This window comes from Parapedobacter luteus (genome assembly GCF_900168055.1).
GTDB classification, from domain to species: domain Bacteria; phylum Bacteroidota; class Bacteroidia; order Sphingobacteriales; family Sphingobacteriaceae; genus Parapedobacter; species Parapedobacter luteus.
This window is the reverse complement of sequence record NZ_FUYS01000004.1, coordinates 162,215-174,640: the sequence shown is the minus strand read 5'-3', so window position 1 is coordinate 174,640 and position 12,426 is coordinate 162,215. Positions and strand designations below refer to the sequence as shown.

The window sequence follows — 12,426 nt, the reverse complement described above, 5'->3', positions numbered from 1 at the left end:
CAAATATAGGGAGTTTTCAGCTTCTGTCAATACTTTTTTCAAAAAAATCACAATTCATTGTCACTCAATAGTTCCAGGGCCAGTTCACTTTCGTATCCCTTGCTTAAGGCATAACGAAGCAGTTTGTTTTTTCGTTTATAGGGGTGCTTTTCCTTTTCCAACCGGGCTTTTGCTTGCAGCAATTCGTATAATTTTTCACGATAGGCATCATCATCCAAGCTGGCTAATGCTGTACGGATAAGCGGCGCCGATACGGATTTTTGCAGTAGGCCTTGTCTGATTTTGTGGCGGCCCCAGCCTTTTATCCGAAATTTGCCTGATGCATAGGCCAGTGCAAACCGTTCCTCATTCAGGAAACCGGCAGCAATCAAATCGGCGATAACGTTTTCCACGTCCTGTTGGTGCAATCCCCAACCGTATAACTTGTCCCGTACCTCCTGTTGCGACCGTTCCTGATACGCGCAGTATTGCTCGGCTTTGGCCCGCGCCTTTTCCTTCACTTCCATAGGTCCAAAATGGCAAAAAATTCTTGCAGAACCCAAAAAATGTTGAAATTCGTGCCATGCATGAACAATCATATACCATTCGGCGGATTTCCGAGCTGATGCCCACGGTGCGGGTTTATTTTAATGATGAGTCGGCTGAAGTACGTTCATTGCTGTACGATAGCCGTAAACTTTCTGATACGCAGCATGGCGTGTTCTTTGCATTGGAAGGCCGGCGTGACGGCCACCAATATGTCAAGGAAGCATATGCCGGCGGAGTGCGTAATTTTGTAGTGGCTGAGGGGAAAACGGAAACAACCTGGTTTCCCGGAGCAAATTTTATCGTTGTGGGGGATACCCTGGAGGCGCTGCAGGTACTCGCCATGCATCACCGCAATCAGTTTGCTTATCCGGTGATTGGCATTACGGGGAGTAATGGCAAAACCATCGTGAAAGAATGGCTGGCACAGTTGCTGGCCCCGGAATACCGCATTGCGCGAAGCCCCAAAAGCTATAACTCGCAAATCGGGGTAGCGCTATCGCTGTGGCAGTTGGATAACACGTGTGATTTGGCCATAATCGAAGCAGGCATCAGTCAGCAAGGGGAGATGGAGGTATTACATCGGATGATCCAACCGGACATCGCTGTGCTCACCAACATAGGTCCTGCGCATGACGATGGGTTCGCTTCGGCTAAAGACAAAATCAGTGAAAAGCTCCGCTTGTTTAACGGAGCCAAACAGGCCGTCTATTCACCGGATCATATAGCCGGTATTCCCGTACCCTCCACGGGGAGGCATATGACATGGGGAGCGGGGGACGCCCTGTTGCACGTTATGGGCCACGACGTGTTAGCCGGACGCAAATGCTGCATACGCGCGCGATACGAGGGGCAGCTTGTGCAAATCACCATTCCGTTTATCGATGCGGCTGCCAGGGAAAATGCCGTATGCTGCTGGGCGACCATGCTGGCGATGGGATATGATTCAGCGGTCATAGCCGAACGGATGGTTTCATTGCAGCCGGTCGAAATGCGACTGGAAATGAAAAAAGGCATTAACAATTGCACCGTAATAGACGATAGCTACAGCAACGATTTGTCATCGTTGCATATCGCGCTGGATTTTCTGCAACAGCAGCAACAACATGCCTCCCGGACGCTGGTGTTGTCTGATATACCGGGAGCTTCCGGACATGAAGAAGAAGTTTATTCAGCGGTTGCTAAGTTGCTTGCTCATAATAAGATTACCAGGCTGATTACGATTGGTCCCGGGTTGATGCGTCAATCGCCGCGGTTTGACTTTGTCAGGCATGAAGCGTTTGCGGATACCGCGTCTTTTCTGGCATCACTCGCTGACTTGCGCTTCCAGGATGAGACCATTCTCCTGAAAGGTGCCAGGAAATATGCGTTTGAGCGCATCAGTCAAGTGCTTACGGCAAAATTGCATGACACGGTGTTGGAGACCAACCTCAATGCCGTAGAGCATAACCTGAATCAATATCGGGCCTTGCTGCCCAAGCATGTGAAGTTGATGGCTATGGTGAAGGCGTTTTCCTACGGCAGTGGGAGTTATGAAGTGGCGAGCTTGCTCCAGTTTAATAAAGTGGATTACCTGGCTGTGGCGTATGTGGACGAAGGGGTAGAGTTACGGAAATCCGGAATTACGCTTCCCATCATGGTTATGAGCCCTACGACGGCTTCATTCGATGCGCTTTTGGCTCATGGGTTGGAGCCGGAAATATACAGCTTCGGTGTACTGGATGACTTTATCCGGGTATTGGCAGGCAAGCAGTTGGTTGATTATCCCATACATATCAAAGTGGACACGGGAATGCACCGGCTGGGCTTTTCGGTAAGTGATATTGAACAGTTAATTAGTCGTTTGCAAGAAACAGGTGAAGTAAAAGTGCAGTCTGTGTTTTCTCACCTGGCCGCAGCTGGCGATGCCACACATGACGCATTTACTGCGCGGCAATTGGCTGCGTTTGAGTTGTTTGCCGGGAAGCTGGTTGATGCATTGCGATACCCTTTTATCCGTCACATCGCCAACACCGCGGGTATTCAACGATGGCCGCAAGCGCATTTGGATATGGTACGTTTAGGTATCGGGCTATATGGTGTTCATAACGAGGGGCATAAGGCATTGGTGTTGCAGCAAGCAAGCACCTTAAAAACGACCATTACGCAAATCAGGGAGGTACCTGCCGGAGAAAGCGTAGGGTATAATCGGAGTGGAATGCTGACGAAGGACAGTACCATTGCTACGGTAAATATTGGCTACGCGGACGGTTATGACAGGCGGTTCGGTAACGGTGTGGGAAGCATGATGGTCAAAGGCAAGACTGTACCGACAGTGGGGGATATCTGCATGGATATGACCATGCTGGATGTCAGTGGCGTTGATGCCCGGGAAGGGGATGAGGTCATTGTGTTTGGTGATGTCGACCGGTTGGCAAAAACCATTGGTACGATTCCCTATGAGCTGCTGACGGGCATATCACAGCGGGTAAAAAGAGTCTATTATTACGGGTAGTCCTGCGGCGGAGTCGATGCTCCAATGCTCATACGCAGTCCCCATACACGTCATACAACACACCAAACTAACATATGAAAAATCGAACGATACGTTTATTCTTTAATTACCTCATCAAAGGCACCTTAGTGGTCGTGCCGCTTGCAGGAGCATTATTTCTGATTGTCTGGATTGTGGCAAGCATCGATTCGGCACTCAACCTGAGCAGTTGGTTTTGGGAAGACGAGGAGGGAAGGCCGCTTTACGTGCCGGGCCTGGGTATCCTTACCGTGATTACCGTGCTGGTCGTTGTAGGGATGGTATTTACAAATGTCGTCACCGAGCCGATATCCAATTGGCTCAACAATTTGCTCAACCGCATCCCCTTGTTTAGCACCCTGTATTCCTCCATCAAAGATTTTACGGAAGCATTTGTGGGAGATGCTAAGAAATTCAATGAGCCGGTGCTTGTGGAGGTCAATGAAACAGGCTTGAAAAAAATCGGATTCCTTACGCAACGGGACCTTTCCAAGATCGGATTACAGGGTGAAGTAATTGTTTACTTTCCCTATTCTTACTCATTTGCCGGTCAGGTGGTTGTTGTAAAGTCTGAGCGGGTGAAGCGGCTAAATATGAGCGCCACTGATGCCATGAAGCTGGTGGTCTCGGGCGGCGTGAGCGGACTGGAGTGATTCGCCCACGGTGATGTCACGACAAAACCTCGTGGAGAATGCGATAAGACTTCAACCGCGCTCCCTGGTCGTAAATATTTCCGGTGGTCATCAGCTCGTCGATGCCGGTCTCATCAACGAATCGGGAGAGCTGTGCGGCCAGCGTTTCGCGGCTTCCGATGAACGTGCAGGCGGTCATCTGTTTGACGGCATGTTCGACCTCTGGCGTCCAGTAAGGGTCCATCGAGGGGACGGGCGGTTGCAATGGCCGGCGCGTATTGGTAACGATGCCCAGGAACATGCGGTACATGCTCGTCGCCAATACCTGCGCTTCTTCATCGGTATCGGCGGCGATGACATTGACACAAGCCAGCACATAGGGCTTGTCGAGCTGTGCCGACGGTTTGAAATGTTGGCGGTAAAGTGAAATGGCGGTGCGGAACTGCTGTGGCGCAAAATGGGCAGCGAAAGCGTACGGTAGGCCCATCTCGGCCGCTAAATAGGCACTGTCGGTGCTGGAGCCCAGTACCCAGATAGGAATGTCAAGCCCTTCCCCCGGAAATGCCCGTACACGGCCGTCGCTGTTTTCAGGGCTGAGATACAACTGCAATTCACGGATATCCGAAGGAAAATGGTAAGCGGTATTGAGGTTGTTGCGGCGCAGCGCCATGGCGGTCAGTTGATCTGTTCCCGGCGCACGGCCCAAGCCGAGATCTATACGTCCCGGATACAGGGTTTCCAGTGTGCCGAATTGTTCGGCCACCGACAGCGGGGTATGGTTAGGCAGCATGATGCCGCCCGAGCCGACACGGATATGTTCCGTCTTGCCGGCTACATGGCCAATAAGCACGGATGTAGCCGAACTGGCGATGAATTCCATATTATGATGTTCGGCGAGCCAGATACGTTCGTAGCCTAATTGCTCGACATACCGGGCAACGTCTACCGTGCGGGCAATGGCTGATGCGGCGTCACCGCCAGCGATGATGACGGAGAGGTCAAGTGCGGAAAGCTTTAGTTGCTTGGACATGATGCAAAGTACCGCATTAGGCACTTCACGTACAAGTCGGCATCAGCATTTTGATGCAAAGATGACCAAAAGCACATCATCAGGGCCTGTGCAAAAGAACAGATGCATATCCGCGCCGTCGTGTATCCGATGCCGCTTGCGCAATGCTTCGACTTTTAGCGGAAAATTGCGAGTGCTGACTGCGGCATGCCGTATCGATTTGTCGTTTTTGAAATCAGTATAGGGCGTTACACGGTCCACCCGGAACGTCTTGCCCATAAAGTCCGGGTGGTGGGTCGTGGACGTATAGAGGTGAGTGTGTTGGTGGAGCTTTTTCAGGCCATAGCGCTGCCCGATGAGTTTGAATGCGCCGGATTTGAGCAATGCCGCATCCGGCTCGTACAAGTAATGCTCGGGCAGTCCCAAGTGCGAGACGGCGGCGGTCTCCTCGCTCATTTCGAAGGAAAAGGTGCGTGTCACATTGTTTTTCAGTACGGCCGCTACCAGTTGCGGCGTGCCTGCATAAGCGCTATCCAAGACAAACAGCAATTCTTTACATTCATTGTCGACGCTTATGATGTGCACTTCAGAGACCTTGTTCAACGCTTGGAGGGCTGCGGAAATATCCAGCAATGGAGCGGCTTTGATGAGTAATTTTCCCGCTTTTTGCAGCAAGTCCTGTTGAACTTCCACCACATTGGGTTCACAGTCCTCCAGCCGGAAGACCTTGCGGCTTTCTACCCGCCGTGAAGGATCGATATACGCGTAGTCAAATGCGTTGTCGCCTTGGCTGCGCAAATAAGCAAGGCCGTCATCCGCAATGAAGCTGATCGTGCGTATGCCCAGTGTCAATGCGTTGTGTGCCGCGATCCGGGAAAGTGCTTCGTTCTTTTCGCAGTGGATCACCGTTTCGGCGCGTTGTGCGAAAAAATAGGTGTCGACACCAAGGCCGCCCGTTAGGTCGATTATACGGCTTTGCTGGCGGATCAAACTTGCCTTGTATTGGGCGGTAGTCTGTGAGGATGCCTGCTCCATGGCGCGTTTTTCCGGATAATAAATCCCCGGTATATCATACCACAGCGGCAGTTTTTTCCGGCTACGTTGCCTGCCATCCAGCTGTTGGGCCAATTCCAGGGAGGAAACGTGCGGAAAAGGACTTTTACGCAACGCCATTTCCGTAGGAGGCATAGCTTCATGGGTGCGCAGGTACTGCTGCACATCCGGTGTGAGGATTTGAGGATTCATTACCGCCATTATTGGAAGACCAGTTGCCGGATATGCGAAAACGACGCTTGGGCGGCCGCCAATTGCCGTTCGCGTGATTGGTTGAGCGCGGCTCTGTCGGTGCCCACAGCACGCTGAAACCCTTCGTACAGGCCATCCAACGCCACCGTGCGGTTTATTCCCGCTACGCCCCACGTCTGCAGGTAGCTGTTTAGTTTCGGCACGGCAACGCCGACATACGGCACGGCATAACTCATGGCCGTAATGGCGCCGTGCAAGCTGGTGCCGATGTAGACCCTTGCATTGGCGATTAAATACATGATGTCCCAGATACTTACTTCGTCAAATAGGGTGCAAGGGTGGTTCAGCAACGGTGCGATGCGGCCTAACGCCAGGTGATCGTCGTGGTTGAGTGCCTTGCCGATGGGGCAAAAGCAGAGGGGTGATCCCGAATGTGCAGCAATCAAATCCAACTGCTGCGCAATGTGCTGTTCCTTGTTCTTCGCATGATTGTTTTTAACCTGGAAGAAGACGTATGTTCCTTTGTTCTCGGCGACGTACTGGCTGACGGCGGGGGACACCTGTTTGGCCAGCACGGTGCTGGGGTAAAAGGTGGACATCAAGATAGCCGAATCCGGGTAAAGCTGTGTTTGCACGTGCTGCAACGCGAGATTGCGCTGTGTGGCCTCATCACGCACGGCAAAATAATCGATCTGGCGCAATTTATCGCGGAGGTCCGGAACCTGGTCAAAAATCGCCGGATTCAATTCGGAGCCTCCGAGGGAGTTGAAGATAACCCGGTCTATACCCTTAAAGTCAGCTTTGGTAAAGACAAAGGGGAGGGCAGTTTTGCCATGTAGCGCCCGTTTGGCGAAAGCATTGAGGTCGATGACTTTGTTTATGCGGTTGTGGAACCGATGCGTGCGCTTGAATAGGCTGCTAAGCGCCAGCAATAGCGAGCTCCACGTCACGGCCACCGCTTCGCCGCCGGCAACAATGACGCTGGTATGGCCTGTGCCCTCCTCACATTTGCGGTAGAATGCCCGAATATCTTCGGTGGGTTTGCCGCCCAGGGCGCTGAGGTCGCTTTTTACAATACCAAAATAGGACGCCTCGAACGGCTGGCCATAGGTTTTCAACTGCGCCTCAATAACCAGGGGGAACAGCAAATCCCCGTAATTATAACGGTCAAACGCGCCGATAATTAAGATGTTGTTCGTGTTTTTCGTAGCCAATCTGTCGTGTTTTTTGTCAATTGCTAATTCATTAATCTACCTGACCTGCCTTGTACAGTTGCCAGATGGGCGACGAAGCCCTTAACTGCGGTATAACCGATGTAAGCTGTGCGATGGCAGTATCGACTTCTGCCACGGTATTGAATCTGCCGAGGCTGAACCGTATGGAGGCGTGGGCGTCAGCGTCTGAAAGCCCCATCGCTTTGAGCACATGAGAAGGATCGCGTGTACCACTCACACACGCCGAACCCGACGCGATGGCGATATCCGGTACGTTCACCATAACCTGGTCTGCCTTCAGGTGCCGGAAGGTGATGTTGCTTACATGTGGGAGCCTCGGCGCTCCGCGGCCGTTGACGAATGACGCATCCAGTGCCATCAATCCGGTTTCCAGGGTGTCCCGTAGGGTACCCAACCGCGGTGCTTCGGTGGCGAGTTGGCGTTGGGCAATTGCTGCTGCCTCGCCCAGTCCCACGATGCCGGGTACGTTAAGTGTGCCAGCACGGAGCTTATTCTCCTGTCCACCGCCATGCAGCAATGCACCGGTCTGTATGCGTTTGTTCCGCCGTTTGGTATACAATGCGCCTACACCCTTGGGACCGTAGCATTTATGTGCACTGAGGCACAGCAAGTCCGGATACCCATCGCCAACGTAGACAGGCACCTTACCTACTGCTTGCGTGGCATCACAAAAAAAAAGGACGTCGTATTTGTTTGCAATGTCGGCAATTTGCTGGACAGGATGGATGACCCCGGTCTCGTTATTGGCATACATCAGTGCAATCAGTATCGTATCCTTGCGGATAGCGGCTTCCAACTCAGCTAAATCAAGGCTGCCGGCAGTGCTTACCGGCAAGTACGTGACTTCTGCACCTTTTCGTTGCAGATAGGCGAAGGTATCAAGCACCGCTTTGTGCTCCGTAAGGCAGGTAATAAAGTGCCTGCCCTTAGCTTGATAGTGCTCAAATACCCCTTTCAATGCCATGTTGACGGCCTCCGTGGCTCCCGACGTAAACGTAATTTCGCGGGGCGATGCCCCGATGAGTGCGGCCACCTGTTCCCTTGCTTTATCCACCGCTGCCGCGGCATGCCTGCCTGCGCGGTGGGTCATGCTGGACGCATTGGCAAAGTGCATGGTGAAATAAGGCATCATGGCGTCGAGAACCTGTGGGTCAAGTGGTGTTGTTGCGTTGTTGTCAAAGTAAAGAAGCCCGTCCATGTTGCGAATTTATAAACAATTTTAGCGCAAAACTTGTTCCCCTTTTATAACTTTACATAAAAATCACGAATACCATGAAGTTTACCAGAAATGCAAGTGCCAATTGGAAAGGCACGGGAAAAGACGGTAGTGGTACGCTTACCACGCAGAGTACCGTATTGGATCAAACCCAATATTCGTACAAAACCCGGTTTGAAGACGGCGTGGGTACCAATCCCGAGGAGTTGATTGGCGCCGCACACGCAGGCTGCTTCACCATGCAGCTTAGCTTTTTGCTTAGCGAAAAAGGATACCAACCGACCAGCCTGGATACCGAGGCCAAGGTAATTTTCGAAGACGGAACCATCACGACCGTACAACTGGCGCTTACCGGGGAAGTGGATGGTATTGACGAAGCCGAGTTTAAGGAAATCGCCGAAAAAGCAAAGGAAATCTGTCCGGTGTCAAAGTTGCTGAAGGCAACGATTGAACTGACGGTAACATTGGCCTGATAAGGTTTATTTTGAGCGGAAGTTCCGTTTGTTTCCATCCGTTGGATTTTTGGCCTAGGAGCGTAAACGCAGTGAACGTTCCAGCCAAAAATCCAACGGATGGATATTGTCAATTTCTCGAAATCTGAAATTTGTCGTAAGCCCTTTCTTTGCTATTGCATATCAATACAATTTTAGCTAAGTTTGCGCCCGTAAATTTTTTGCCGATGCCGACGTAGCTCAGCTGGTAGAGCAACGCATTCGTAATGCGTAGGTCGTAGGTTCGAATCCCATCGTCGGCTCGCAGTCAGACTACTTTAAATCCCTCTATTTCCAAATAGTAGGGGTTTTTTGTTTGATTTCAATGTGTTTGTATTGTCTATGAGTAATTAATAAATATAGTTGCTAATTCTTGATTTGGCTCACTTCTGGCTCATTTTCTGTCTCACTTTTTAAGATGTATCCATAGTTGTAATTTATTGATTTATAGAATAAACTGTTCAAATTCTGTTTTCTTTGCATTATTGATATATCGATAGTATTTATGGTAATACTGGATTAGCTTGGTTACATCTTTGCTTCCTACACAAACTTCGCTATCAAAATACAAGTAGTACATGTGCTTGTCAGGATGGATGAAAAATATCCTGCTTGTTATTAAATCCGGAGTATCGTCATAATCTCTTTCTACAAATTTGCTGATGATGTTTTTGTAATTGATGTTGTCTAGTGTGGTTTCAATGATGATTTGTTGCCGTTGTACCTCATGGGTTTCATCAAATGATTCCCAAGCCTCGTAATTACCGTTATTAAGCCCTCTGAATTGATTGAACATGTAAATATCCCTACGTATATCCCATTGGTTAATCAGCGCGTATAAAGGCTCTGCATGGCCTAAAAACAAGTCTTCAAATATATTGATAGCTAATTGGGATGCTTTCTCTAAATCTTGTTTAGTATGTTTGTCATATCCAAGCCAAGTAGAGATCAGTAATTCATAATCTGCCCGAACTTCACCTAGGGATGCGTTTAGGTTGCTTTGGGGGAAGTGGGTCGTTAGAAAACGTTTAAAATTCAAATAAATCGTAGTTGCTATGTGCTTATGAAGCAAAATTTAGAATCCTTATTCATTATAATATTGTTTAGCGGCAATAGACACTCAAAAGGGAACACGATTTTCCCCTCTTTTCTAAAAGATTCGGCTCCCCAAAAAATAATACGAAAATCATCATATTGCCTGAGTATGTATACCGGGTCGATTATGTCTTTCCCACTAAACGACTGTCGGGCCAATTCTTCGTAATACAATCGCTCTTCCATTATAGACGTTCTGTCTATAAACGCATCTCTCTGATGTTCAGCTTTGGATAGATTAGCTATTTGCACTATCTTTTTATGGGTAATAAATTTAACGCCATAGACTTTTTCAAAGTCTTCTATTTGATGATAGTTGGCAATGACGACTTCTTCGAATCTTTCTTGATCTCCAAGCTTAAACAAGAATATCCGGTTTTTATCACAGAGCCAAGTTTTTTTAACGTCCATTTGAATAAAGTTATAGTTGTGCCCTATGTTTTTGACTTCCAAAACCTTAGGTAATTTTACGGACTTAATTCTGCTCGCTACATCAGGAGGGTAAGGAAGTGGTATTTTCGTGAAATAGCCAGTTTTATGTCCGCAGTATAGGCGATAGACGCAATTCGCACATTTTTTTGGATTTCTTGATGACTTATCAAAATTAATTAGCTTTTCATTCATGAAATGTTCTATAGCTCTAAACACAGTTAGTATGTTTTGTCTATTTAGAGCTGTTTTATTGATTTTTTTGACTTGACATTCTTGAATGTATATATCGTTGTTATGGAAGTCGTATTTCCAATAAACTAAAAATCCATAGGCGATTTTGGGTTTTGGGATACCATAAATATATGAGACTATTTGATTGACATGATTGTCGTAAAAATTTGGAGAGATGCTGCTGGAATATTGACGATATTGATACTTTTCTTCAACGGCGAAGAAATTGCCAACTTCGTCCCTGAAAATATAATCTGGTTTTCCAACAAATGCACCTCGTTTACCTTTGAACGGCTTTCCTGACCCATCAAAATCTGCGTATACCAACTCTGATTTTTTTAATGTGTCAAACAGCAGCTCATTTTCCTCGTTTATAAGATAATCGAGGTTTGCTTTCTTATTATGCTGATTGCTATTTTGTTCATTACCTAGTGTGTTGTTATTTCCTGTAAAATTTAGGATATATCCTTTGCTATGTAAAGACGTGCCAATTATTGCTGATTCTGGCTTAGGTAGGACAAAAGATTTTGCTATTGCATAACTAACAGGGCAGTAGGTGAAAGCGGCTATATCGGTAGCGGAGATAAAGTCACCTATAAGTCTACTTTCTAATCTCCTGTTTTTCATTGTGTTTAATTCCAAAAATAAAAGGTCAATAATGTTTTCCATTACAAAATCAGGTCCTCTATCTGGTGTAAATACGGGTATGGTCTTTTCCAATTCATCGATATACTGCTTTAAGAAATTATCATCCTCGAAGCCCAACTGCTTAATTAGATATTCAATCAGAATTTGTTGCTTAGGTGACATGCTTAAATTAAGGTGTTTACTGCGATGTGCTATCTAATAACTTTAGGGTTTGTCATTATAGGTGACAGCCCGTTTCTTTTTTCTATTTCATAAATCACTGTGTAAAAGTGGTTTTCCCCCATTCTCACGGGAACGCTAAATGTTGTTTTCTTAGCTAACACGTCTCTAGTTAAATAATCGATTTTTATTTTATTTGCTTCTGCAATTATCTGTTCGTCAGAATAGTTCATGATTCTTGGTCAAAATTTATTTGCTTCCTTTTCAAGTACTTTATTCTCTTTTTCTAATTCTACTCTGTTAAAATCTTCGTTCAGCTTTTTGTGAGTAATTGTCATAATTGGATAAACAAACATATTTGTCTTTCCCATAATTATTTCGAAGTCATCTTGTTTGTTTAAAACCTCACTGGATACGATTATTTGCTTATTATGAATATTCCAGACATAGGACTCCACTTCTCTTGGGAATGATTTGAGTACTTTCTCATTTTTTTTCTGCACTACGTCAAATCGACTTCTGTAAGATGTGTCGGCGACCCCGTACTTTTGTTCTGCTAACTTGATGAGATACCCTTTAGAATCATGATTGCCCTCCACCTGCTTCTCAACACCTCTTATGGACAACCGGTATAGTTCACCCCTGTGATTAAAACTTGGAATAAGTTTAAACTCAAAATCTCCAATTTTATTGACTTCCTTTGGAATTAGTCGCAGATATTGATTTCTTGAAATCCCAAAATTTACATTGCCATAAACCTTTTGCTCTTCCTCGATTGAATATTTTTCATCAGATTGACTGCTTATAGCGGAATCTAATGACTGATTTTGGGATTGACCTCGAAAACCTAAGTTACGTGCGTCATTGTTTGAACAAGCCCATAACATCATGCAGTTTAGGATGCTTATTAAGTAAATTGGGGTTCTGATATTTAACATTTTCTATAAAGCTTTGATTAAGGTTAACTTTGATTGAATGTGATTAATAGAGGCGTAT

General features: G+C 47.2%; 12 protein-coding genes and 1 tRNA gene. 4 read left to right on the top strand and 9 right to left on the bottom strand.

What is annotated here, in order from left to right; genetic code table 11:
* Positions 1–47: 47 nt before the first annotated feature.
* Positions 48–506: a regulatory protein RecX gene (locus B5X72_RS09790; RefSeq protein ID WP_079716698.1), complete on the bottom strand. Its 459-nt coding sequence runs from the start codon at positions 504–506 to the stop codon at positions 48–50.
* 56 nt (positions 507–562) lie between these two features.
* Here B5X72_RS09790 and B5X72_RS09785 point away from each other — a divergent pair, with 56 nt between their 5' ends.
* Both B5X72_RS09785 and B5X72_RS09780 read left to right on the top strand, forming a co-directional pair.
* Positions 563–3,019 carry a bifunctional UDP-N-acetylmuramoyl-tripeptide:D-alanyl-D-alanine ligase/alanine racemase gene (locus B5X72_RS09785; RefSeq protein ID WP_079716697.1) on the top strand — a complete coding sequence of 819 codons (2,457 nt, stop codon included), beginning with the start codon at positions 563–565 and terminating at the stop codon, positions 3,017–3,019.
* 74 nt (positions 3,020–3,093) lie between these two features.
* Complete coding sequence (locus tag B5X72_RS09780) at positions 3,094–3,690, top strand: DUF502 domain-containing protein (protein WP_079716696.1); 597 nt, start codon at positions 3,094–3,096, stop codon at positions 3,688–3,690.
* A 16-nt stretch (positions 3,691–3,706) separates the two neighbouring features.
* Here B5X72_RS09780 and B5X72_RS09775 read toward each other — a convergent pair whose 3' ends face one another.
* From B5X72_RS09775 to B5X72_RS09760, 4 genes are read right to left on the bottom strand one after another with little or no spacing between them, the layout of a single operon-like run.
* Positions 3,707–4,699, bottom strand: coding sequence for an LLM class flavin-dependent oxidoreductase (locus B5X72_RS09775; protein ID WP_079716695.1), 993 nt, complete (start codon positions 4,697–4,699; stop codon positions 3,707–3,709).
* Between the two features lie 42 nt (positions 4,700–4,741).
* On the bottom strand, positions 4,742–5,923 hold the full coding sequence (locus B5X72_RS09770) for a THUMP-like domain-containing protein (protein WP_139378628.1): 1,182 nt from the start codon (positions 5,921–5,923) through the stop codon (positions 4,742–4,744).
* A gap of 8 nt (positions 5,924–5,931) precedes the next feature.
* A complete protein-coding gene (locus tag B5X72_RS09765; protein WP_079716693.1) occupies positions 5,932–7,137 on the bottom strand; it encodes a polysaccharide pyruvyl transferase family protein in 1,206 nt (401 codons plus the stop codon).
* A 31-nt stretch (positions 7,138–7,168) separates the two neighbouring features.
* Entirely contained in the window at positions 7,169–8,356 is a 1,188-nt protein-coding gene (locus B5X72_RS09760) for a cysteine desulfurase family protein (RefSeq protein WP_079716692.1), read from the bottom strand.
* Between the two features lie 74 nt (positions 8,357–8,430).
* Between B5X72_RS09760 and B5X72_RS09755 the strand changes: the two genes are divergently transcribed.
* Complete coding sequence (locus tag B5X72_RS09755; RefSeq protein ID WP_079716691.1) at positions 8,431–8,847, top strand: OsmC family protein; 417 nt, start codon at positions 8,431–8,433, stop codon at positions 8,845–8,847.
* 208 nt (positions 8,848–9,055) lie between these two features.
* Positions 9,056–9,128 (top strand) — tRNA-Thr (locus B5X72_RS09750).
* 182 nt (positions 9,129–9,310) lie between these two features.
* Here the strand turns inward: B5X72_RS09750 and B5X72_RS09745 are convergent.
* Genes B5X72_RS09745 through B5X72_RS09730 form a run of 4 tightly spaced genes read right to left on the bottom strand, consistent with a single transcriptional unit; the run spans position 9,311 to position 12,320 of the window.
* Positions 9,311–9,904, bottom strand: coding sequence for a DUF3885 domain-containing protein (locus tag B5X72_RS09745; protein WP_079716690.1), 594 nt, complete (start codon positions 9,902–9,904; stop codon positions 9,311–9,313).
* Positions 9,905–9,918: 14 nt separating this feature from the next.
* Positions 9,919–11,433, bottom strand: a complete 1,515-nt coding sequence (locus tag B5X72_RS09740; protein WP_079716689.1) for a PD-(D/E)XK nuclease family protein — start codon at positions 11,431–11,433, stop codon at positions 9,919–9,921.
* 29 nt (positions 11,434–11,462) lie between these two features.
* Positions 11,463–11,663, bottom strand: coding sequence for a hypothetical protein (locus B5X72_RS09735; RefSeq protein WP_079716688.1), 201 nt, complete (start codon positions 11,661–11,663; stop codon positions 11,463–11,465).
* 9 nt (positions 11,664–11,672) lie between these two features.
* Positions 11,673–12,320: a hypothetical protein gene (locus tag B5X72_RS09730; RefSeq protein ID WP_079716687.1), complete on the bottom strand. Its 648-nt coding sequence runs from the start codon at positions 12,318–12,320 to the stop codon at positions 11,673–11,675.
* Positions 12,321–12,426: the final 106 nt, after the last annotated feature.